Below are 22,582 nucleotides of genomic sequence, written 5' to 3' on the forward strand. Positions count from 1 at the left end.
TTGATGTAGAAATGGTTGTTGCCTTTTAAATCGATGTAACACAGAAGTGGAATACCTGAGAGACTCCATTCTGGCGGGTTTCAAAGTCCTTTATGCTTCGTTAGATGCTTTCAAAATACGACTGCATCCATACCGTCGTACGTTAAGAAAGGCTAACAAAGAAAACTCGCCCTTTGGGACTGTGTCACACCCCCCATTACTGCTTCAAATGACTTTGATATAGAAGACGACACCTACAGTCATTTTCATTGTACTGGATCTAGTGGCGCAGCCTAAAATAGATCATATTCTAATAAGGATTGGTATTACGTCGATATTGTACACTTTTGATGTTAAAAAGTGAGACTTCTATTTCAAGCTTAGACGAAGGCCTCGAGCTTTGTCAGCGGCCTGAGACGCATGTTGTCATTTTGGTTTCATGTAAATTACAATCAATCTTTAAGTAACGAGAAGATAATATACTCACTTTGCTCTTCTGCTTTTTCTATATTGGCATTTATTTGGTTTACAAGCCCTAAATTATGCTGTCTACGTCTGAAATAACTGTGAAAAAGTTTAACAACCCAATCTTTAGTCAGCCCTTTTTGTTGAAATGCAATTCCTGATAAATAACTTTTTAGCATTAACACATCAATAGTCAAAAATTTAAAATAATCATAAGGTCTTTTGCCTAAGTTGGTCATTAATTGGTCGTTATAAAGACTATACAATAAGAAGTTGATTAAAATTTGAGGGTGTTGATTGAAATGTTCCGTTAGATACTGTTCTGATGAACTCAGTATTTCAGTATATTTAAAATGTTCACGTTCAGGATTAGCAACTGTAAAAGAGTTCTCTTTTTCTGATGTGCCTGCATCTTGGCTTGTGTTGAGGCAATCCATTAGCATTTGTTGACACTCAATAAAGGCATCGAATTTCTTTATCTTTGAAAAAGAAACCGTTTGTGAGCGGTACAGGGTTGTAACTAAGTGAAAATCTTGAGTTGCAAAAAAGTTCCATTTCATGGCTGGTGTTGACGGTAATGTTTCATAATGCTTTATTAGCGTGTCATCATTAATCATAGTATGAAAACTATCGGCTAATTGAGACAGTCTTTCAAGGTTGTTTAAATGGGCGTCAGATTGTTTTAAATAAAGGCCAATAATAAAGAGTTTTTGTTCAAAGCTGAGTGCTGAATTTAATGCGACACTAAAACAGAAGTCTCGAACTAGCGGTAGGTAACTTGGGCCTTCGGTAGGTTTGAATCCATCTATATTGCCATGGTTTAACTGATGCTCATATTGTTCTATGGATGTAATCATCATGGCATCAGGATCGTATAAAACACTTTTAACGACCTCTGGACAGGAGAGCGCCATACTCATTTCTGCCTGATTACCAAACCAGTGTGGCTTTCTAGGGTAATCTTGACATGTATCCGGTAGTAGTTTGGGGCCACATTTCTTATGAATTTTACATAAGTTGACTTCATCTAGCATTGCACAATCACCATTCTCAGACATCTTGATGTGTGCATAGTTGTTTTCGGACTGCCTGGTGAGTTTGAAATTTGAGGTAACTAATTGACGAATTTCAATATCTCCAAATTTCTTCAGTGCTTTGTATGATTGTTTATTTATTGGTATATTCCAAGAGTTACAGCAATGCGCCTCACAGTTGGAACCGACACAAACAAAGTCGCTTGCAAACTTTGGCGTCATTACATTGATTTTTTGTTTATTCATTATGTCTATAAACCCCTAATGACCTAAATATAAATTAGTTTATATGCAAAATCTTATCCATGTTTACTTATGTTTTTTATTCATAAGAGCAAAGTTGAAGAAGCTTTTAGGTTTTTTTAGCAGTTTTGCAGCTACGTCAATCTTTTTAGAGCGTTAATTCTGTAAATTACTTTAAAGAAGGCAATGATACAAATTAAGAGCACTGTACATTCTGCGACAATTTGCACAGCAACTTGAAGTTAAGCAACCGTTTTATGAATAGGGTACTTTTTTGTGTAAAAATACAGCGTTAGCCAATAAAATTATGGTTTGATGTAGATAAAATGTCACCGCTACTTGCTTATGGCGAGCCGATAATACAGTATTTATGATTGAATTGATTTATCATTGTATTCATTACCTCTGTAATTAACTGATTAATGGCCCTATTTTAGGAATAATGCTAAAATATCATCTATGTTGTCAGTTTTTTGGTTACAATATACTTTGGTTTTGTGGTGTTATGTGCAAACCATCCCGAATAAATACCTATAACAAGAGATTTTGGCCTTCTGAATGATGCAAATAGAACAAAGAATTTTAATTGTCGGTACCCCATCAGAGCGCGTGTCTCGTTTGTGCTGCATTTTCGAATTCTTAGGTGAGCAATGCGAGATTGTCTCTAATGAATCTTTATTAGCGTTAATTGAGTCCTCTCGGTTTCGTGCCGTTGTCATTGTTACTGAGAATATCGCTGAAGAGAGCATCAAAAATATTGCTGCAATCGCACCATGGCAACCGATCTTGTTGTTTGGCGAGTCAGATGTGACCGTTTCAAATGCACTTGGACACATTGAAGAGCCATTGAGTTATCCGCAACTCACGGAACTGTTACATTTCTGCCAGGTATTCGGACAAGCGAAAAGAGAGCATACTTTAACGAGTGGAAACCAAACTAAATTATTCCGTAGTTTAGTCGGACGCAGTGAAGGTATTGCCAAAGTTCGCCACTTAATTAATCAAGTTTCAAGCTCTGATGCAACGGTATTAGTGTTGGGGCAATCTGGAACGGGTAAAGAAGTGGTCGCCCGTAATATTCATTATTTATCTGAACGACGTGATGGGCCGTTTATTCCGGTCAATTGTGGCGCAATTCCTCCTGAGTTACTTGAAAGTGAATTATTTGGCCATGAAAAAGGCTCTTTCACTGGGGCAATATCTTCTCGTAAAGGCCGTTTTGAATTGGCAGAAGGTGGTACGTTATTTTTAGATGAAATTGGTGATATGCCGCTGCAAATGCAAGTTAAGTTGTTGCGTGTATTACAAGAGAGAGTATTTGAACGTGTCGGTGGCAGTAAAACCATTGCAACAGATGTACGTATTGTGGCCGCCACTCACCGCGATTTAGAAACCATGATCACTGAAAATGATTTTCGTGAAGATCTCTATTATCGACTTAATGTGTTCCCTATTGAAATGCCTGGATTAAGTGAGCGTCGCGATGATGTGCCGTTATTACTTCATGAATTAGTTAACCGAGTGTTTAATGAAGGGCGTGGTAAAGTTCGTTTTACCCAGCGAGCCATTGAATCGTTAAAAGAACATCCTTGGTCTGGTAATGTGCGTGAATTATCTAACTTAGTTGAGCGCTTAACCATTTTGTTTCCAGGTGGACTGGTCGACGTAAATGATTTACCCCATAAGTACCGTTATATTGATGTGCCTGAATATTGTGTCGATGTGAGTGAAGAGCAACAAGAGCGCGACGCTCTAGCCTCTATCTTCAGTGATGAAGAGCCGGTCGAAATTCCTGAAACCCGTTTTCCTAGTGAATTACCGCCAGAAGGTGTTAACTTAAAAGATTTGCTCTCGGAGTTGGAGATTGACATGATACGCCAAGCACTTGAACTGCAAGATAATGTCGTGGCAAGGGCTGCTGAAATGTTAGGTATTCGTAGAACAACACTCGTCGAAAAAATGCGTAAATATGGGTTAGGTAAAGACTAAGTTATTTACCATACATAATGAACACACCCTCGGGTGTGTTTTTTTATGGTGATTGAACACCATAAAGCTACGTTTCATCCTCAATTAAAATTGTTTGGCATAGTAAATGCATTCGGTTAGTCAAATGTTATTCTTTTGACGGAGCGGCCATGTATACAGCACGAGCGTTATCATACTCAGATGATTCAGACTTTGAATTACCTGGATCTGCTTCGTCTATGACAACGACTGATTTACAGAGTCAACCGCTAAGTGATGGGGCTAAATCCGTTCTGCCACAAAAAGTGGATCAATTACGTCACGGTGCTGTTCATTCAAACTCACCGGTTACGGCTCCTATAGTCAGTACTTATTCTAGTAAGGCCGCCAACATGTCAAATCAAATGGCGCATATTCTTCAAGCCATGCCATCTGGTGTCGTCATTATAGATGGCGATGGAGTGGTGACGCTAGCGAATCCTGTTGCAACCGAATTGCTCGGTCGACCACTTCAAGGCGCGCGCTGGTTTGATATTATTCATCGTGCGTTTGCGCCTCAGGATGATGATGGGCATGAGGTTTCGCTTAAAAATGGTCGGCGTGTAAAGCTGGCTATTACTCCATTATCTCCGGAGCCTGGTCAATTGATTGTGTTAACCGACTTGACTGAAACCCGTCTATTACAGAAAAACCTGTCTCACTTACAACGTCTATCTGCTTTAGGTAAGATGGTGGCGACATTGGCACATCAGGTGCGTACTCCTTTATCAGCAGCCTTGCTTTATGCATCGAATCTTGCCAGTCCTAAATTATCAGATTCAGCTCGGACAAAGTTTCAATCTAAGTTAGTTGATCGATTAAATGAGCTGGAACGTCAAGTAAATGACATGTTGTTGATGGCCAAAGGCCGTCAAGAAGGTATGGCTGAATCGGTTTCAATGGATGAGATTATTGGCCAAGTGATGGCAAATTGCGAGCCAATCGCAGCTAAAAAACAGTGTCAGCTTGTTGTTGAAGATAGCTCTCACTCTTTTATGCTTGCCAATGCCAATGCACTGAGTTCAGCGGTTAATAATTTGGTGATGAATAGTCTTGAAGCTGGGGCCACAAAAATAAAAGTTTGTGCAAGTGAAACTTCTGATGGACTATTATTAGATGTTATTGACAATGGCAAGGGGCTTGAGCCGTCAATGCAGCAACAAATATTAGAACCTTTTTTTACCACTAAAAGCCAAGGTACGGGTTTGGGATTGGCGGTTGTACAGTCGGTTGTGCGTAATCATGGAGGGCAAATTCAGTTATCGTGTAAGCCCGGTATGGGTTGCCATATTCGTTTGAGCTTTCCGCACATGAAAAAAACGAGTGATCAGGAGGTGAACCGTGGCTGAAGCAAATATTTTATTAGTCGAAGATGATGCTGATTTACGTGAAGCATTGCTCGATACCTTAATGCTTGCTCATTATGATTGTGTGGATGTTGCTAATGCTGAAGAGGCTATTTTGACCTTGAAAGCTAACCATTTTGATATGGTCATTAGTGATATTCAAATGGATGGTATTGGCGGGATGGGGTTATTGAGTTATTTACAGCAACATCAACCTAAGTTACCCGTACTGTTAATGACTGCGTATGCCACCATTAATAGTGCCGTGAGTGCGATGAAGTTAGGGGCCGTGGATTATCTTGCAAAACCATTTGCACCTGAAGTGTTATTGAATCAGGTATCGCGTTATTTACCGCTAAAACAAAACCACGATAGGCCTGTGGTGGCAGATGAGAAAAGTTTGGCACTATTGTCATTAGCTCAGCGAGTCGCTGTGTCAGATGCATCTGTGATGATAATGGGTCCGAGCGGTTCAGGTAAAGAGGTGTTGGCGCGTTATATTCATCAACACAGCCAGCGCAATGACCAACCGTTTATTGCGATTAATTGTGCCGCAATACCTGAAAACATGTTGGAAGCAACATTGTTTGGTTATGAAAAAGGTGCTTTTACGGGGGCCTATCAAGCGTGTCCTGGTAAGTTTGAGCAAGCTCAAGGTGGTACGCTGTTGCTTGATGAAATATCTGAAATGGAACTTGGTTTGCAAGCAAAGTTATTGCGAGTGTTACAGGAACGCGAAGTAGAACGATTGGGTGGTCGCAAAACCATTAAGCTCGATGTGCGTGTTTTGGCAACATCTAACAGGGATTTAAAGGCCTTGGCTGTTTCTGGCGAGTTTAGAGAGGATTTGTATTACCGAATCAATGTTTTTCCATTAACCTGGCCAGCATTGAATCAGCGTCCTGCAGATATTTTACCGTTAGCACGTCATTTGTTAAAAAAACACACACAAGCGCTCAATATGGCAACGGTACCAGAGCTTGATGATGCTGCGACTCGGCGTCTATTGACTCACCGATGGCCGGGTAATGTGCGAGAGTTGGATAATGTTATCCAGCGAGCACTGATACTCAGGGTTAATGACGATATTGGTGTCAACGATATAATTCTTGATTCGACGGATGTCTCGCTAGTGTCTGCTGAATGTGTTGAAAGTGATAAACCTGTTGAAGTTGATGGCTTAGGTGACGAGTTAAAAGCTCAAGAACATGTGATTATTTTAGAAACCCTTACTCAATGCCAAGGGAGTCGGAAAATGGTCGCTGAAAAACTGGGTATTAGTGCTCGGACATTACGCTATAAAATGGCAAAAATGCGTGATATGGGAATCCAACTACCTGCTTAGCAAGCATTATCATGTTAGTTAATTGTTTAATTTAATTGCTTATTTATAATGATATAACCTATTTCATTTAGTGGATAGGTTATTTTGTTGTATCAATTCTTCGCTAATTTAATTATTGGCATCTATATTGCTTTAACTCCTTATCAGTTTATTGCAGTCGTCAAAAAGTCGACGAAAGGGAGTTACATCATGCAGATTAACGCAAATCCATTAATGCAAGAGATGCAGTCGCTTCGTGGCGAAATAGCTCCTTCTATTGGCTCATCTATTCGTCCGAACTTAACCCAGCAAGTGAATAACACTACGGGGGCTGATTTTAGTCAGTTATTGTCTCAAGCGGTGGGTAGTGTTAATGAACTGCAACAGTCATCGTCAAGTTTAGCTACTCGTTTAGATATGGGCGACACTACTGTTACTTTGTCTGATACGGTTATCGCGCGTGAGAAAGCCAGCATTGCTTTTGAAGCAACGGTTCAGGTACGTAATAAACTGGTTGATGCTTATAAAGAAATTATGAGTATGCCTGTATAGTCACGCACAGTGATAAACAAGAGATAGCATAACAACATCAGATATAGCAGGTACGTATTGTGAGCACAGACATAATGGTAGGTTTAGATTCAACAGTTGATGCCGGTGTCCAGCAAGAGAATAAGTCTGGATTGATGGGCAGCGTGGGTGGCGCCGATATGATGCGTCAAGTGATCATGATTCTCGCGTTGGCAATATGTCTTGCTTTGGCTGTTTTTGTGATGATGTGGGCGCAGGAGCCTGATTATCGTCCTCTTGGCAAAATGGAAACGGCTGAGATGATCCAAGTTTTAGATGTACTTGATAAAAACCAAATCGGTTATCAAATAAATGTTGATGTGGTGAAAGTACCTGAAGATAAATATCAAGAAGTTAAACTTCTGCTTAGCCGTGCTGGTATTCAAAGTAGTACGCAAGCAAATGACTTTTTGAGCCAAGACAGTGGTTTTGGTGTAAGCCAACGTATGGAGCAAGCTCGCTTAAAACAAAGCCAAGAATTAAATTTAGCGCGAGCCATTGAAGAATTAAAAAGTATTAGTCGTGCAAAAGTGATTTTAGCGTTACCAAAAGAAAACGTGTTTGCTCGTAATGCTTCTAAACCTAGTGCGACCGTGGTGGTGAGTGTTCGCCGTGGGGGCTTAGGTCAGGAAGAGATCGATGCAATTGTTGATATCGTTGGTTCTGCAGTGCAAGGGCTTACACCTTCGCGTGTAACCGTCACGGATTCAAATGGTCGTTTGCTTAATTCAGGTAGCCAGGATGGAACTTCTGCACGTGCGCGTCGAGAGTTAGAAATCGTTCAACAAAAAGAAGCCGAATATCGTAATAAAATAGAATCCATCTTAATGCCTATATTAGGCCCAGAGAATTTTACATCTCAAGTAGATGTTAATATGAACTTTACTGCAGTGGAGCAAACGGCAAAACGTTTTTCACCTGATTTACCTGCAATTCGAAGTGAGATGACCATTGAGCGTAATTCGTCTGGTCAAAGTTCTGGGGGCATTCCTGGCGCGCTAAGTAATCAACCGCCAGCAGAATCAGATATCCCGCAGGTGGCTGGTGAGGCAACAAGCACAACAGTGTCAGGTGATTCTTCAAAAGAAGCGACTCGTAACTATGAATTAGACACTACGATAAGCCATACTCGTCAACAAATTGGTGTGGTGCGCAGGGTAAGTGTGTCAGTCGCGATTAACTTTAAACCAGGGCAAGTCGATGAGGAAGGACAAGTCTCTCGAGTACCAAGAACAGAGCAAGAGTTAACCAATATTCGTCGCTTATTAGAAGGCGCTGTAGGGTTTAGTACCCAACGTGGTGATGCGCTTGAAGTTGTGACTGTTCCCTTTATGGATCAGTTGATTGAGCCAATGCCTGAGCCAGATATGTGGGAGCAACCTTGGTTCTGGCGTGCCATTAAATTGGCGTTGGGTGCAATTGTTATTTTAGTGTTAATTTTAGCAGTTGTTAGACCTATGCTAAAAAAGCTAACCAATCCGAATGGGGTTGATATGCCTGATGATGTTCGTCCTGGGCATGAGCTAGCAGAAATTGAAGATCAATATGCAGCAGATACTTTAGGTATGCTTAACACTAAGGAAGCGGAATACAGTTATGCGGATGATGGGTCAATTCATATACCTAATTTGCATAAAGATGATGATATGATTAAAGCAATTAGAGCACTCGTGGCCAATGAGCCAGAGCTTTCCACTCAAGTGATTAAAAACTGGTTACAAGACAATGGCTAATGAAAAAGATAAAGCTGTAAAACCTGCAGCATTCGATCCGGAATCTGTGACAGGCGTTGAAAAAACTGCAATTTTACTATTGAGTTTGAGCGAAGCTGATGCGGCGTCAATTTTAAAACACCTCGAACCTAAACAAGTGCAAAAAGTGGGTATGGCGATGGCGGCCATGGAGGAGTTTGGTCAAGAAAAAGTCATCGGCGTTCATAAATTATTTCTAGATGATATCCAAAAGTTTTCATCGATTGGTTTTAATAGCGAAGAATTTGTTCGTAAAGCGTTAACTGCAGCGTTGGGCGAGGATAAAGCCGGTAATTTAATTGAACAAATTATTATGGGTAGTGGTGCAAAAGGACTGGATTCATTAAAATGGATGGATGCCCGCCAAGTAGCAACCATTATCCAAAATGAACATCCGCAAATTCAAACCATTGTGTTGTCATATTTAGAGCCTGATCAAGCAGCGGAGATTTTTAGTCAGTTTCCTGAAAATACCCGTTTAGATTTAATGATGCGTATTGCTAATCTTGAAGAAGTTCAACCCGCAGCATTGCAAGAGCTGAATGACATTATGGAGAAACAGTTTGCTGGCCAAGGTGGCGCTCAAGCAGCGAAAATGGGTGGCTTAAAAGCCGCTGCCAATATTATGAACTATCTTGATACTGGGGTTGAAAGTCAGATCATGGAAACGATGCGAGACTCTGACGAAGAAATGGCGCAGCAAATTCAAGATCTGATGTTTGTGTTTGAAAACCTTATTGATGTCGACGACCGAGGTATTCAGGCCTTGTTACGTGAAGTGCAGCAAGATATCCTGATGAAAGCGCTCAAAGGTGCAGATGATGCATTGAAAGAGAAGATTCTGGGTAACATGTCTAAGCGTGCAGCAGAATTACTACGTGATGACTTAGAAGCCATGGGGCCGATTCGAATTAGTGAAGTTGAAGTGGCACAAAAAGAGATTCTCTCTATCGCACGTCGTCTTAGTGATAGTGGTGAAATCATGTTGGGTGGCGGTGGTGGTGACGAGTTCTTGTAAGCCACAATCACTCTGGGATTCAATATTGGCTATTTGTTGTGTACGTTTGCCTTTGAATTCGTAATATCATGTGATTCCAGTTGTTTGCTTCGACATCATGATTTCAATAACACAAGTGATAAAATATGCCAGAATCAAAATCGCCTAAAAATATACTCAATGCGGATGCTGAGCATGAATTTAGTCATTGGCAGTTACCTGATATTACAAAAGATAGCAGCCAAGATCCTTCAAATTTATTTGGCAAATTTACTGCTCATACGCCTACGACTGCCACAACTACAACCAGTGACAAACCTATGGCTCCGCCTACGATGGCGCAAATCGAAGATATTCGTGCCGCAGCTGAACAAGAGGGGTTCGAGCAAGGAAAGCAAGATGGGTATCAACAAGGGGTAGAACAAGGACGCTTAGAAGGGTTGGAACAAGGCCATCAAGAAGGTTTTACCCAAGGAGAACAACAAGGTTTAGAGGCTGGCCAAACAAAAGCAAATGAACTTGTTGCGCAACTTAGCCAAATTATGAGTCAATTTGAACAGCCTTTATTAATATTGGATAATGAAATTGAAGCCGAACTGCTTGCCATGACGATAAGCTTGGCTAAGGCGGTTATTGGTCATGAGCTTAAAACACATCCTGAGCATATTTTAACGGCATTACGTCAAGGTGTTGACTCTTTGCCGTTAAAAGAGCAGTTGGTTAAATTGCGTTTAAATCAAGCCGATGCTGAACTGGTAAATCAATTTTACAGTACAGAGCAATTACAAAAAAATCAGTGGCAAATTGATATCGATCCGTCATTATCAAATGGTGATTGCATGATTGAAAGTGTGCGTTCATCTGTCGATTTACGTGTTGAGCAACGTATCAATCAAGTGTTTAGTGAATTAGATGCTCAGTCGAATCAATTGACGAAAAGTGTGCAGCAACAAAAGTCCACTCAATCACAATATCAAACAACCTCGGTCGATAAATTGAGTGAGTATCAACTCACGCCATCAACTACAGATAATATCGACGTTTCAAACCATACTGATAGTTCCCATAACAACAGTAATGTTCAAACCAACATTACTGAATCTGATGATGTGATGAGCAATCCAATTGATGCTTCTTCAACCGCTGTCGATATCAACGCTCCAGCAGACAAAAGTGCCGATGAGACCAGTGCTGCACAAGTTGATCATTCAGAGAATAATCAACCACAGATGAAAGACATCTCTCAAGGAAATACCGATGAGCACCCGTCGACATCAACTACTTAATAAACTGACCGTTCATCACAAAAAAGTGCTACCGCTGCGCCCCGTTGCGAGTGGGCAATTGGTGCGGGTGGTTGGATTAACATTAGAGGCTACTGGCTGTCGTGCACCCGTTGGGAGTTTATGCTCTATTGAAACAATGGTAGGTGAATTGGTCGCGGAAGTGATAGGTTTTGATGACAAGCTACTGTATTTAATGCCTATTGAGGAGTTGAGGGGGGTGTTACCTGGTGCTCGTGTTCAACCTCTTGGTGAGCAATCTGGATTGAATGTTGGTTTATCATTACTTGGTAGGGTTTTAGACGGTAGTGGTGTGCCTTTAGATGCTCTAGGTCCGCTTAATACAGATCAACATGCTGCACGTCATGGTCCTTATATTAACCCATTATCTCGACGCGCAATTACTGAACCATTAGATGTTGGCGTTCGTGCTATTAATTCAATGTTAACGGTTGGCAAAGGTCAGCGTATGGGGTTATTTGCTGGTTCTGGTGTGGGTAAAAGTGTGCTGCTTGGCATGATGACACGAGGTTCGAAAGCCGACATTATCGTGGTTGGGTTAGTGGGCGAACGTGGCCGAGAAGTTAAAGAGTTTATTGAAGAAATTTTGGGTGAAGAAGGTAGAGCGCGCTCTGTTGTTGTTGCCGCTCCAGCTGATACTTCACCATTAATGCGTTTACGGGCTTGTGAAACCTCCACGCGTATCGCAGAGTATTTTAGAGATTTAGGTTATGATGTTTTATTATTAATGGATAGTCTGACCCGCTATGCGCAAGCGCAGCGTGAAGTGGCATTAGCGGTAGGAGAACCGCCTGCCACTAAAGGGTATCCACCTTCAGTATTCGCAAAGCTTCCACGTTTGGTTGAACGTGCTGGTAATGGCGGCGCTGGGCAAGGTTCTATTACTGCTTTTTATACAGTTTTGACCGAAGGTGATGATCAACAAGATCCTATTGCAGATGCTTCAAGGGCCATTTTAGATGGTCACATTGTGTTATCTCGTCAACTTGCTGATTCTGGGCATTACCCTGCTATAGATGTTGAAGCATCGATTAGTCGTGTCGCACCTATGGTAATAAGTGGCGAGCATCTAGAAGCGATGCGTAAAGTTAAGCAGATGTATTCTTTATATCAGCAGAATCGCGACCTTATTTCTATTGGTGCTTACGCTCAGGGGAGCGATCCTCGAATTGATAATGCAATACGTTTACAACCAGCAATGAATGCTTTTTTACGCCAGGGGTTTAAAGAGCCCGTAACGTTTGAAGATAGCCGAGTGATGTTGACTCAAATAGCGGCACAGTGTCAGGGGTAAAGTAAATGACTCGACCGGACCCACTATTAACGGTATTGAAGCTAGCGACATCCGCCGAAGAGCAAGCTGCGCTACAGTTAAAATCTGCTCAATTTGAAAAACAAAAACGCCAAGGTCAGCTAGATGCATTAAATAATTATCGATTAGATTATATGAAGCAGATGGAAGGGCATACTGGAACGACGTTACGCGCAAATCAATATCATCAATTTCACCAGTTTATAAGACAGGTAGACAGTGCAATTGCACAACAAGTTGCCGCAGTTCAAGATGCCGAAAAACAAGTTGGCTACCGTCAAGTTCATTGGCAAGAAAAGCAACAAAAGCGTAAGGCGGTAGATATGTTATTAGCTCAAAAAGCCAGTAAAGCATTAGCGGTAGAAGCCAAACGCGAACAAAAAATGTCTGATGAGTTCGCTATGCAACAATATTTCCGTCAAAAAAATAAATAGCCTCGGTTCGACCTAAACAAAGGGTATTAAACCACGTATTGCCTTCCTCATTATGTTGAGTTTATTTGTCATAGGCACTAGCGATGTCATCTGACTAATTGGCTTTGAGTAAAATGACGAGTTTGGAAGACGTGATTTGTGTGCATTTTACTTTATCTGCTTGCTTTCCATTTCTGAATACCATTTATCTTCATATCGATAACGCCATGTATTTGCTTTAGCCAACAATATAGATGTGTTTATTTAAAAAATGATTCGCGGAATAGATATTGGCATTTAAATTGCTTAATGTTATTGATGTAAATAAAAATCGTCAGTGAAGCGACAGTAAATATCTCATTAGTGGATTTTACAACACACTTATACATATAAACCTAACAGCAATTCGAAGAGTACAAGGTGAAATGAGAGTGCGGTTTACTAGGCGAAAAATAACCTACCTTTGTTTGATTGAGTGGAGCAGATTATGCAACAGATAAGCAATATCTTACTTGGCAGTAGCAATAAAGCTGCGGATGCAGGTTCGAAAGGGAATATGCAAGATGTTGAAAATACATCGTTCTTATCTGCTTTTAATCAAGCAAGTGAATCAGAACTTGTCTCAAAGGAAAGTGGCAAAACGCTGCAGTCTTCATATGGTATTGAAGCTCAAAGCGTGAATGTAACAATCGACGGTGAGGTATCGGGAGACGAAAATGCCGATGCTGAAATGATTTTTGCTCAATTGAATATGGCAGATGTTCTAAATAAAAGTCACTCCGTTGACGGAAAAGAGTTGCCGCTAGAAGAGCAATCTGAGGGATATTTTGACGTGACAGTTTCGTTGGCATTCGAAGATAATACCTCTGATAGCGATATCGTCGATGCATCAGAACATACATCTACAGTCTCAGAAACTCTTGCTACGTTAAGTCCGGAGGAGCTAAGTAAAATAATGGCGTTTTCCGATTTATCGTTAAAAGAACTCCAAGCTTTAGATAGTCAAGCTTTCAGTGAGTTAATGGGGGAGTTTAATTTACACCAACTCGCTGCCGGTGAGCCGAGTATTGTTATCACAAGCGATAATGCTGATGACAATCTAGGCATCATAGACAACGTAAACATCAAAGATAATGCCAATGATAGAGCTCAATCTTCTGGCCAGATAGCGGTGGCAGACGGAAAAAGTGAGACTGATAAGTCAGTTGTTGCAAGTGTGGCAATACCTAGAACAGAGACAGTTACAGAAGCAAACTCAGTGAATGTGAAATCAGACATGACTCGTCCTATTGGCTCTGCAGAGGCATCTGTTGATCCCAAAACCATTTTAGGTGATAAAACTCGCGTTGATGGCAATATTCAATTAAATGCCAATGAGCCCAAAGATCCCAAAGTATTAGCGAAAGCTGATTTTGCTGTTGTACTCGACACCATAGCGACAAAACGTACCTCTAGTGATACTACAGCAAGTGTCAATCAAGCAAGTATGGGATTGGATGCCATGGCGGGAGTTGGTGACACAGATAGTAGGTCACTACAGAATCAGAGTAGTCTAACTCCTGCACATAAAAGTGAAGTACCTCAATTTCAGTTATCATTAAGACCACAAGGCGAAGCCGGTGGCCAAATGCAGGAGATGATCCAGCGTTTCTCTCCGGTGATGAAACAACAGTTAATCACAATGGTCAGTAATGGTATTCAACAAGCTGAAATTCGTCTCGATCCGCCTGAGCTAGGCCACCTTACGGTTAAAATTCAGATCCAAGGCGATCAAACTCAGGTTCAGTTTCATGTTGCCCAATCGCAAACCCGTGATATTGTTGAACAAGCTATGCCGAGATTACGAGATATGCTCTCACAAGAAGGGTTACAATTAACCGATAGCCATGTTTCTCAAGGTGGTGACGGACGTGATCAGCAGCAAGAACAATCGAGTGGTCAAGGTAGTGGCGATAGCCAATTGGATGAAATTTCAGCACAAGAGGCCAGCTTGGTGACAAATCCATCAAGTAGTTTACATTCTGCTATAGATTATTATGCTTAAGCAGGTAACCTATAGCAATAATATGGCTTCTTAATAACAACGGGTTATTTAGTTAAGTCTCAATGTTAATCACTATGTTGATTAGGAGCCGCAACTATGGCTGAACAAGAGCAAGAACAAGAATTAGAATTAAATGAAGAAGCCCCTAAAGGCGGTAAGAAAATCAATAAATTGGTTCTCTTTGGTGGCCTTGGTATTGTACTTGCTTTGTTAGTGGGGGGAGGGGTTTGGTTTTTTATGGGAACGGACGAACCCGTTTCGGATGGTGCTGAAACAACCGAATCACAACCCGATTCTACTGTTATTGCTGAAGCTGAATATGTTGGTATGCCAAGACCTTTTTTATTTAATTTACCTGGAGTTGATAGAGCACGACTTGTTGAAATTAAAGTTCAACTCATGGTGCGTGGCGATGATGATAGTGTATTGATCAAAAAACATATTCCATTAATTGAAGATGCATTATTAACCACCTTTAGTGCTGCTGATGTGCAAAAGCTGAGTACGCAAGCGGGTAAAGATGAGCTTCGTCAATTGGCGTTACTTAATGTACAAAATACGTTGCAATCAATAACAGGACGAACGGTCGTTGAGAAAGTCCTGTTTACGGGTTTTGTAATGCAATAACCAAAAGCATTAACTGCTAAGGCGATGATGTGAGTGATTTATTAAGCCAAGATGAGATTGATGCGCTATTACATGGTGTCGATGATGTCGATGATGATGAAATACAGGAGGATAGTGCTGATGCACGTTCTTATGATTTCTCATCACAAGATCGAATTGTGCGTGGCCGAATGCCTACGCTCGAAATCGTTAATGAACGGTTTGCACGACATTTACGCATCAGTATGTTTAACATGATGCGTCGTGCTGCGGAAGTGTCAATTAACGGTGTACAAATGCTTAAGTTTGGCGAATATGTACACACTTTATTTGTGCCAACTAGCTTAAATATGGTGCGCTTTAGCCCACTCAAAGGCACTGCGTTAATCACGATGGAAGCAAGGTTAGTTTTCATCTTGGTGGATAATTTCTTTGGCGGTGATGGCCGTTTTCATGCCAAAATTGAAGGCCGTGAATTTACGCCAACAGAACGTCGAATTGTTCAATTGCTGCTCAAAATTATCTTTGAAGATTACAAGGATGCATGGGCACCTGTTATGGATGTTGAGTTTGAATATCTGGATTCAGAAGTGAATCCGGCTATGGCAAATATTGTGAGCCCAACAGAAGTGGTGGTCATTAATTCGTTTCATATTGAAGTTGATGGTGGTGGCGGTGATTTCCATATCACCATGCCTTATTCAATGATTGAGCCCATTCGCGAATTACTCGATGCCGGTGTGCAAAGTGATAAACAAGATACTGATATGCGCTGGTCGCAAGCGTTACGTGATGAAATTATGGACGTGCAAGTTGGTTTCGACGTCAATGTTGTTGAGCATGAAGTAACACTTCGTGATGTGATGGAATTCAAAGCGGGTGATATTATTCCTATTGAATTACCTGAACATATTATGATGAGAATCGAGGATTTACCCACTTATCGATGTAAAATGGGCCGATCCCGCGATAATTTGGCATTGAAAATCAGTGAAAAAATTCCGCGACCCGAAACGGTCAAGTCAGAGCTACAATTAGTGACACGTAAAGGCAAGTCACGTGATATTTCAGATTTATAAGGTGAAATAAATGAGCACAGAAGATACAGGTGATGACTGGGCTGCAGCAATGGCTGAGCAGGCGATTGAAGAAGCGGAGCAGGTTGAACTTGACGAATTAGTCGATGACTCTAAACCCATTACTAAAGAAGAAGCTGCAAAGTTAGATGGTATTTTAGATATTCCTGTGACTATTTCTATGGAAGTAGGGCGCAGTTTTATTAGTATTCGTAATCTACTTCAGTTAAACCAAGGGTCGGTAGTTGAGCTTGACCGTGTAGCGGGTGAGCCTCTAGACGTAATGGTTAACGGTACATTGATTGCCCATGGTGAAGTCGTGGTGGTGAATGATAAGTTTGGTATCCGTTTAACTGATGTAATTAGTCAGACCGAACGAATTAAAAAGCTTAAATAACCACACATATTAGCATCGCATAGCGCAGGTAATACTCCGCTTTGCTATGTGAGTTCCATATATCAAGGAATCGTCGTGGCGAATATGATATTTATCTCCAGCATCATGAGTGGGGCTTTGAGCGCTCCTGAAGTGTCAAATTCACTGGCCAATAATACCGTAGCGCAGACTAATGAAGTGTCAAATGTCGCCACATTAGCCAATATGGTTGGTGGCTTGATTGTGGTATTAGCGCTAATATTTTTGTTAGCTTATATTGTAAAACGTCTTAAATTAGTACCATCACATGGTGGTGTAATAAAAACAGTTGCTGTGACGGCAATTGGACAACGAGAAAAAGTGGTTTTAGTTGAAGTAGACGGACAACAGTATTTACTTGGCGTGACTTCACAACAGATTAACCTCATTGATAAATTAGCTAACCCTGTCGACGTTCCAACATCTTCGTTTGCCAGTCGTCTAAAATACGCAAAGGAACAGCATAATGAATAAGTGCACTACAGTGTTCACATTAGTTATTGTGGCGCTAATGGCAATGATATTATCACCCACTGCATTTGCTCAAGATGGTGTATTACCCGCGCTAACGGTGACCACTGGAGCCGATGGTGCTACTGAATATTCGGTAACAATGCAGATTTTATTGCTAATGACAGCAATGAGCTTTATCCCTGCAATGGTTATTATGCTGACTTCTTTTACTCGCATCATTGTGGTGTTATCGATATTGAGGCAGGCATTAGGTTTGCAGCAAACTCCTTCAAATCAAGTGCTTATTGGTATTAGTCTGTTTATGACATTTTTTATCATGGCCCCAGTATTTGATAAAATTTACGCTGAAGCTGTCGAACCATATATCAATGAAACGTTAACATTGACTCAAGCATATGATGTTGGAAAAGAACCTATAAAAAAATTCATGTTATCTCAAGTCAGAACCACTGATTTACAGACGTTTATTGAAATATCCGGCTATAAAGATATTCAATCTCCAGAGCAAACGCCGATGAGTGTTGTTATTCCGGCCTTTATTACTAGTGAGCTTAAAACCGCGTTTCAAATTGGTTTTATGTTATTTGTTCCCTTTTTAGTACTTGATTTGGTTGTAGCCAGTATTTTAATGGCAATGGGTATGATGATGTTGTCGCCGATGATCGTATCGCTGCCGTTTAAAATTATGTTATTTGTACTTGTTGATGGTTGGGGTCTTGTGATGGGGACTTTAGCGAACAGCTTTGGAATATAAGGCGCTTAAATAATGTCTCCAGAATCGCTAATCGATATTTTCCGAGAAGCACTGTCAGTTATTGTGTTGATTGTGTCTGCAATTATTTTGCCCGGTTTATTTATCGGTTTAATTGTGGCTGTATTTCAGGCTGCGACATCTATTAACGAGCAAACATTAAGCTTTTTACCTCGTTTGTTAGTAACGTTGTTTGCGTTGATGTTTCTAGGCCATTGGTTAGTGCAAACTATGATGGACTTTTTTATCGAAATGGTTAATCGCATTCCACAAGTGATAGGATAAGTCATGGATATTTTGTTTGATGAAATCAGTCAAACAATTGCTGCATATCTTTTGCCATTTTTCCGTATCTCATCCATGTTGATGGTGATGGTGGTATTTGGCGCCAATACCACCCCGACCAGAGTTAGACTGATGTTATCCGTTGCGATAACGATGGCCGTTGCACCAATTCTTCCGCCGATTGACAATATCGAGTTGCTGGCTTTAAGTTCTTTTTTTGTTATTGCACAGCAAATCTTAATAGGTGTCACCATGGGGTTTGTGACCTTAATGGTTATGCAAACATTTGTGTTAACGGGACAAATTATAGGCATGCAGACCAGCTTAGGTTTTGCCTCAATGGTTGACCCAGGCTCTGGCGCGCAAACGCCTGTCGTGAGTAACTTTTTTTTATTACTCTCGACATTAATTTTTTTAGCCGTAGATGGGCATTTATTGATGTTTAGAATGCTGGTGGCCAGTTTTGAATCTATTCCAATTTCAAATCAAGGTATATCCATTGCTAACTATCGTGCCTTAGCCGAATGGGGAAGCTTCATGTTTGGCTCAGCGTTAACGATGTCAATTTCGGCGATTGTTGCATTGTTATTAATTAATTTATCTTTTGGGGTGATGACGCGAGCATCACCTCAATTAAATATTTTTTCTATTGGTTTTCCGGTCACGATGGTGAGCGGGTTATTGATTTTATGGTTAACATTGGGACCAATTATGGCGCATTTTGATGAAGTCTGGTCTGCGGCCCAACTACTTATTTGTGATATTTTGCAGCTTCAATGTCAACTTGATGGCTCTGTAGTATTCTAGGAAACGCAGATGGCAGAAAATGATAGCAGTCAAGAGCGCACAGAAGACCCCACAGGGAAACGACTTGAACAAGCTCGTGAAAAGGGGCAAGTAGCTCGTTCGAAAGAGCTAGGCACCGCTGCTGTCCTGCTTGCTGCATCTGTTGGGTTTTCGATGACAGGCCCGGCTATTGCCAAAAGTCTTTATGCCATTATGAAGCAGATATTTTCAATGGAACGCGATCAAATATTTGATACTAATTCCATGTTTCGAGTATGGGGGGTTGTGGGAAGCGAGCTTGCATGGCCGTTAGTGAGTTTTATTGCCTTTTTGGCATTTGTGTCGTTTCTTGGCAATATTGTGTTGGGTGGAATATCTTTTTCAGTTAAAGCCTTTATGCCTAAAGGCAGTAAGTTAAACCCTATGAATGGCTTTAAACGCATGTTTGGTACCCAAGCATTAGTTGAACTTGCCAAAGGAATCGCCAAATTTTCGGTAGTAGCATTATCCGCTTACTTTCTACTGAGTTTTTACTTTTTTGATATTTTAACGCTATCGAACGATCATCTGCCAGGCAACATATACCATGCACTAGATTTGCTCATTTGGATGTTTATCTTATTATGCAGTTCCATGTTGTTGATTGTTATTATTGATGTGCCATTTCAAATTTGGAACCATAATAAACAACTTAAAATGACCAAGCAGGAAATAAAAGATGAGTATAAAGATACTGAAGGTAAGCCTGAAGTTAAAGGTCGAATAAGACAGTTGCAACATGAAATGGCGCAACGACGTATGATGACAGAAGTACCTAATGCTGATGTTATCGTTGTTAACCCTGAGCATTATGCGGTAGCAGTAAAATATGATGTGAGCCGTTCGTCAGCCCCTTTTTTACTCGCTAAAGGCGTTGATGATGTCGCCTTTAAAATACGTGAAATTGCCCGTGAACATAATGTTGCTATTGTTTCTGCTCCACCGCTAGCTCGTGCAATTTATCACACCACTAAAATTGACCAACAAGTACCTGAAGGTTTGTTTACCGCTGTGGCACAAGTCTTGGCGTATGTATTCCAACTGCGCCAATATCAAAAAGGTAAAGGTCGTCGACCTAAACCGATCCCCATTAATCAACCAATCCCAAATGATTTGAAGCATTAATGACCATTTAAATTGTTGTGTTTATTTTTGTCTAGTTTTGGCTTGTTTTTTGCTTTATAGGTTTATTAGCGTCAAATAACAGTACATTATTTCGCAGTAGACTTTACAAAGGGTTCTCCTCAATGGATGCAAAAGCGGCTTTCGGGCAATTTAAACAAATAAGACCGTCGACATTTAAAGGCATTGGTACGCCTTTATTAGTGCTTGCTGCACTGGGAATGGTTGTGTTACCGATGCCGGCTTTTCTGCTCGATATCCTTTTTTCATTCAATATTGCGTTAGCATTAATCGTGCTGCTTGTAACTATTTATACTGATAGACCTCTGGATTTTGCAGCATTTCCTACCGTGTTACTTGTGGCGACTTTATTAAGGCTTGGACTTAACGTTGCTTCGACTCGTATTGTATTACTCGAAGGGCATAATGGTGGGGATGCAGCTGGTAAGGTAATTGAGGCATTCGGTTCTGTAGTTATTGGTGGTAACTATGCTGTCGGTTTAGTGGTCTTTCTTATTTTGATCATCATTAATTTTGCAGTTGTGACCAAAGGTGCTGGTCGTATTTCTGAGGTGAGCGCTCGCTTTACCTTAGACGCCATGCCGGGTAAGCAAATGGCTATTGATGCGGATTTAAATGCTGGCACACTGACCCAAGATCAGGCTCGTATTCGCCGCGCTGAAGTCACCAGAGAAGCAGACTTTTATGGTGCAATGGACGGTGCTTCAAAATTTGTAAAAGGTGATGCTATTGCCGGCATTATGATTTTGGTCATCAATATCTTAGGTGGCTTTGTTATTGGTATTGTTCAACATGATTTAGACTTTTCGAGTGCGGTAGAAATTTATACACTATTAACCATCGGTGATGGTTTGGTCGCACAAATTCCCGGCTTACTCTTATCAATTGCAGCAGCATTATTGGTGACTCGTCAAAATGAGTCTGGTGATATGGGCCAAATGATGTTTAGTCAGATGTTTGACAGTCACAAATCATTAGCTATTGCAGCTGGGTTACTCTTTATTATGGGCATTGTGCCGGGTATGCCTCATGTTGCTTTTTTGACTTTTGCTTTTATTACCGCAGGTGCAGCGTACTTTGTATACAAGCGTAATATTGACAAAAAACAAGCGGCCCTCACACTGGCGACAAAAGGCCCTGTTGAAAATAAAGAGAAAGAACCTAAAGATTTAAGTTGGGATGATGTACGCCATGTTGATACTATTGGACTTGAAGTTGGTTACCGCTTAATCCCATTGGTTGATAAGTCTCAAGGTGGAGAATTATTGGGCAGGATCAAAGGGGTACGTAAAAAGCTCTCACAAGAATTAGGCTTTTTGGTGCCAGCGGTACATATTCGTGACAATTTGGATTTATCGCCTAATGCATATCGGATATCGTTAATGGGCGTGGTGGTTGGTGAAGCAGAAGTTAGACATGATTGTGAACTGGCGATTAATCCTGGTCAAGTTTACGGTAAACTTGATGGTATTGATACGCACGACCCTGCTTTTGGTTTAGAGGCAGTATGGATAGCGCCAGAGCAACGAGAGCACGCACAAACATTAGGTTATACTGTTGTTGACACTGCAACAGTTGTTGCGACCCATATTAGTCAGCTACTGAGCAATAATGCTTCGAAGCTATTAGGTTATGAAGAAGTGCAACAATTAATGGATATGCTTGCTAAAAACTCACCTAAATTAGTGGATGGCTTTATTCCTGATGTTATGCCTCTAGGTTCGGTTGTTAAAGTCATGCAAAACTTACTAAATGAAGGTGTATCAGTACGTGATTTACGCACCATAGTGCAGACGTTGTTAGAATATGGCTCTAAGAGTAATGATACCGAGGTATTAACGGCTGCAGTGCGTATTGCCCTAAAACGTATGATAGTACAAGAAATCTCTGGGCCAGAACTTGAAATACCTGTCATTACATTGGCACCAGAGTTGGAACAAATGTTGCATAAGTCTATGCAGGCGACAGGCGGTGAAGGGCCTAATATTGAACCTGGTCTCGCAGAACGTATGCAGCAGTCATTATTAGACGCTGCTCAGAAGCAAGAAATGGTAGGACAACCGGCCATTTTATTGACATCTGGCATGCTTAGGTCAACCCTGTCACGATTTGTTAAATACACTATTCCTAATTTACGGGTGATTTCTTATCAAGAAATACCAGATGAGAAACAAATAAGAATTGTTTCGGCTGTAGGTCAATAGTGATAACGTCAGTT

Annotated in this window: 20 protein-coding genes; 19 read left to right on the top strand and 1 reads right to left on the bottom strand. The window is 40.9% G+C overall.

Annotation, left to right across the window (positions count from 1 at the left end):
- Positions 1 to 431: 431 nt before the first annotated feature.
- Positions 432 to 1,724, bottom strand: coding sequence for a flagellin lysine-N-methylase (gene fliB / locus ACWXWT_RS00005; protein WP_456039571.1), 1,293 nt, complete (start codon positions 1,722 to 1,724; stop codon positions 432 to 434).
- Positions 1,725 to 2,279: 555 nt separating this feature from the next.
- Between fliB and ACWXWT_RS00010 the strand changes: the two genes are divergently transcribed.
- The 19 genes from ACWXWT_RS00010 to flhA all read left to right on the top strand — a co-directional run bounded on the left by ACWXWT_RS00010 (position 2,280) and on the right by flhA (position 22,568).
- The gene (locus ACWXWT_RS00010; RefSeq protein ID WP_456039572.1) at positions 2,280 to 3,710 is read left to right on the top strand and encodes a sigma-54 dependent transcriptional regulator; all 1,431 of its coding nucleotides are present in this window, start codon (positions 2,280 to 2,282) and stop codon (positions 3,708 to 3,710) included.
- 149 nt (positions 3,711 to 3,859) lie between these two features.
- A complete protein-coding gene (locus ACWXWT_RS00015; RefSeq protein WP_456039573.1) occupies positions 3,860 to 5,077 on the top strand; it encodes a sensor histidine kinase in 1,218 nt (405 codons plus the stop codon).
- On the top strand, positions 5,070 to 6,419 hold the full coding sequence (locus ACWXWT_RS00020) for a sigma-54-dependent transcriptional regulator (RefSeq protein ID WP_456039574.1): 1,350 nt from the start codon (positions 5,070 to 5,072) through the stop codon (positions 6,417 to 6,419). Before ACWXWT_RS00015 ends, ACWXWT_RS00020 begins: the two co-directional genes overlap by 8 nt.
- A gap of 189 nt (positions 6,420 to 6,608) precedes the next feature.
- Complete coding sequence (gene fliE / locus ACWXWT_RS00025) at positions 6,609 to 6,950, top strand: flagellar hook-basal body complex protein FliE (RefSeq protein WP_456039575.1); 342 nt, start codon at positions 6,609 to 6,611, stop codon at positions 6,948 to 6,950.
- A gap of 74 nt (positions 6,951 to 7,024) precedes the next feature.
- Positions 7,025 to 8,701 (top strand): flagellar basal-body MS-ring/collar protein FliF, encoded by a 1,677-nt coding sequence (gene fliF, locus ACWXWT_RS00030; RefSeq protein ID WP_456039672.1) that lies wholly within the window; start codon positions 7,025 to 7,027, stop codon positions 8,699 to 8,701.
- On the top strand, positions 8,694 to 9,737 hold the full coding sequence (fliG, locus tag ACWXWT_RS00035; protein WP_456039576.1) for a flagellar motor switch protein FliG: 1,044 nt from the start codon (positions 8,694 to 8,696) through the stop codon (positions 9,735 to 9,737). Before fliF ends, fliG begins: the two co-directional genes overlap by 8 nt.
- Before the next feature lie 125 nt (positions 9,738 to 9,862).
- Complete coding sequence (fliH, locus tag ACWXWT_RS00040) at positions 9,863 to 11,002, top strand: flagellar assembly protein FliH (protein WP_456039577.1); 1,140 nt, start codon at positions 9,863 to 9,865, stop codon at positions 11,000 to 11,002.
- Complete coding sequence (gene fliI / locus ACWXWT_RS00045; protein ID WP_456039578.1) at positions 10,974 to 12,314, top strand: flagellar protein export ATPase FliI; 1,341 nt, start codon at positions 10,974 to 10,976, stop codon at positions 12,312 to 12,314. Before fliH ends, fliI begins: the two co-directional genes overlap by 29 nt.
- A 5-nt stretch (positions 12,315 to 12,319) precedes the next feature.
- The gene (gene fliJ / locus ACWXWT_RS00050; RefSeq protein WP_456039579.1) at positions 12,320 to 12,766 is read left to right on the top strand and encodes a flagellar export protein FliJ; all 447 of its coding nucleotides are present in this window, start codon (positions 12,320 to 12,322) and stop codon (positions 12,764 to 12,766) included.
- 466 nt (positions 12,767 to 13,232) lie between these two features.
- The gene (locus ACWXWT_RS00055) at positions 13,233 to 14,789 is read left to right on the top strand and encodes a flagellar hook-length control protein FliK (RefSeq protein WP_456039580.1); all 1,557 of its coding nucleotides are present in this window, start codon (positions 13,233 to 13,235) and stop codon (positions 14,787 to 14,789) included.
- A 96-nt stretch (positions 14,790 to 14,885) separates the two neighbouring features.
- Complete coding sequence (fliL, locus tag ACWXWT_RS00060) at positions 14,886 to 15,416, top strand: flagellar basal body-associated protein FliL (RefSeq protein WP_456039581.1); 531 nt, start codon at positions 14,886 to 14,888, stop codon at positions 15,414 to 15,416.
- Between the two features lie 29 nt (positions 15,417 to 15,445).
- Positions 15,446 to 16,474: a flagellar motor switch protein FliM gene (gene fliM / locus ACWXWT_RS00065; RefSeq protein ID WP_456039582.1), complete on the top strand. Its 1,029-nt coding sequence runs from the start codon at positions 15,446 to 15,448 to the stop codon at positions 16,472 to 16,474.
- Between the two features lie 10 nt (positions 16,475 to 16,484).
- On the top strand, positions 16,485 to 16,868 hold the full coding sequence (gene fliN / locus ACWXWT_RS00070) for a flagellar motor switch protein FliN (RefSeq protein ID WP_140234674.1): 384 nt from the start codon (positions 16,485 to 16,487) through the stop codon (positions 16,866 to 16,868).
- An 84-nt stretch (positions 16,869 to 16,952) separates the two neighbouring features.
- Positions 16,953 to 17,360: a flagellar biosynthetic protein FliO gene (gene fliO / locus ACWXWT_RS00075; protein ID WP_456039673.1), complete on the top strand. Its 408-nt coding sequence runs from the start codon at positions 16,953 to 16,955 to the stop codon at positions 17,358 to 17,360.
- Positions 17,361 to 17,397: 37 nt separating this feature from the next.
- Positions 17,398 to 18,114: a flagellar type III secretion system pore protein FliP gene (gene fliP, locus ACWXWT_RS00080; RefSeq protein WP_456039674.1), complete on the top strand. Its 717-nt coding sequence runs from the start codon at positions 17,398 to 17,400 to the stop codon at positions 18,112 to 18,114.
- A 12-nt stretch (positions 18,115 to 18,126) separates the two neighbouring features.
- Positions 18,127 to 18,396 (top strand): flagellar biosynthesis protein FliQ, encoded by a 270-nt coding sequence (fliQ, locus tag ACWXWT_RS00085; RefSeq protein ID WP_456039583.1) that lies wholly within the window; start codon positions 18,127 to 18,129, stop codon positions 18,394 to 18,396.
- A 3-nt stretch (positions 18,397 to 18,399) separates the two neighbouring features.
- Entirely contained in the window at positions 18,400 to 19,203 is an 804-nt protein-coding gene (gene fliR, locus ACWXWT_RS00090; protein ID WP_456039584.1) for a flagellar biosynthetic protein FliR, read from the top strand.
- A gap of 9 nt (positions 19,204 to 19,212) precedes the next feature.
- Positions 19,213 to 20,346 (top strand): flagellar biosynthesis protein FlhB, encoded by a 1,134-nt coding sequence (gene flhB, locus ACWXWT_RS00095; protein ID WP_456039585.1) that lies wholly within the window; start codon positions 19,213 to 19,215, stop codon positions 20,344 to 20,346.
- 122 nt (positions 20,347 to 20,468) lie between these two features.
- Positions 20,469 to 22,568, top strand: coding sequence for a flagellar biosynthesis protein FlhA (gene flhA / locus ACWXWT_RS00100; protein ID WP_456039586.1), 2,100 nt, complete (start codon positions 20,469 to 20,471; stop codon positions 22,566 to 22,568).
- Positions 22,569 to 22,582 lie beyond the last annotated feature (14 nt).

Source organism: Shewanella sp. A22 (assembly GCF_053850585.1).

Bases quoted from the DNA above. Each gene is read 5' to 3' on its own strand.
- fliI (WP_456039578.1), top strand. From the start codon at position 10,974: ATGAGCACCCGTCGACATCAACTACTTAATAAACTGACCGTTCATCAC.
- fliP (WP_456039674.1), top strand. From the start codon at position 17,398: ATGGCAATGATATTATCACCCACTGCATTTGCTCAAGATGGTGTATTA.
- ACWXWT_RS00010 (WP_456039572.1), top strand. From the start codon at position 2,280: ATGATGCAAATAGAACAAAGAATTTTAATTGTCGGTACCCCATCAGAG.
- fliB (WP_456039571.1), bottom strand. From the start codon at position 1,724: ATGAATAAACAAAAAATCAATGTAATGACGCCAAAGTTTGCAAGCGAC.
- fliH (WP_456039577.1), top strand. From the start codon at position 9,863: ATGCCAGAATCAAAATCGCCTAAAAATATACTCAATGCGGATGCTGAG.
- fliF (WP_456039672.1), top strand. From the start codon at position 7,025: ATGGTAGGTTTAGATTCAACAGTTGATGCCGGTGTCCAGCAAGAGAAT.
- fliL (WP_456039581.1), top strand. From the start codon at position 14,886: ATGGCTGAACAAGAGCAAGAACAAGAATTAGAATTAAATGAAGAAGCC.
- fliJ (WP_456039579.1), top strand. From the start codon at position 12,320: ATGACTCGACCGGACCCACTATTAACGGTATTGAAGCTAGCGACATCC.
- flhB (WP_456039585.1), top strand. From the start codon at position 19,213: ATGGCAGAAAATGATAGCAGTCAAGAGCGCACAGAAGACCCCACAGGG.
- fliG (WP_456039576.1), top strand. From the start codon at position 8,694: ATGGCTAATGAAAAAGATAAAGCTGTAAAACCTGCAGCATTCGATCCG.
- fliE (WP_456039575.1), top strand. From the start codon at position 6,609: ATGCAGATTAACGCAAATCCATTAATGCAAGAGATGCAGTCGCTTCGT.
- ACWXWT_RS00015 (WP_456039573.1), top strand. From the start codon at position 3,860: ATGTATACAGCACGAGCGTTATCATACTCAGATGATTCAGACTTTGAA.
- fliQ (WP_456039583.1), top strand. From the start codon at position 18,127: ATGTCTCCAGAATCGCTAATCGATATTTTCCGAGAAGCACTGTCAGTT.
- flhA (WP_456039586.1), top strand. From the start codon at position 20,469: ATGGATGCAAAAGCGGCTTTCGGGCAATTTAAACAAATAAGACCGTCG.
- ACWXWT_RS00055 (WP_456039580.1), top strand. From the start codon at position 13,233: ATGCAACAGATAAGCAATATCTTACTTGGCAGTAGCAATAAAGCTGCG.
- fliN (WP_140234674.1), top strand. From the start codon at position 16,485: ATGAGCACAGAAGATACAGGTGATGACTGGGCTGCAGCAATGGCTGAG.
- fliR (WP_456039584.1), top strand. From the start codon at position 18,400: ATGGATATTTTGTTTGATGAAATCAGTCAAACAATTGCTGCATATCTT.
- fliO (WP_456039673.1), top strand. From the start codon at position 16,953: ATGATATTTATCTCCAGCATCATGAGTGGGGCTTTGAGCGCTCCTGAA.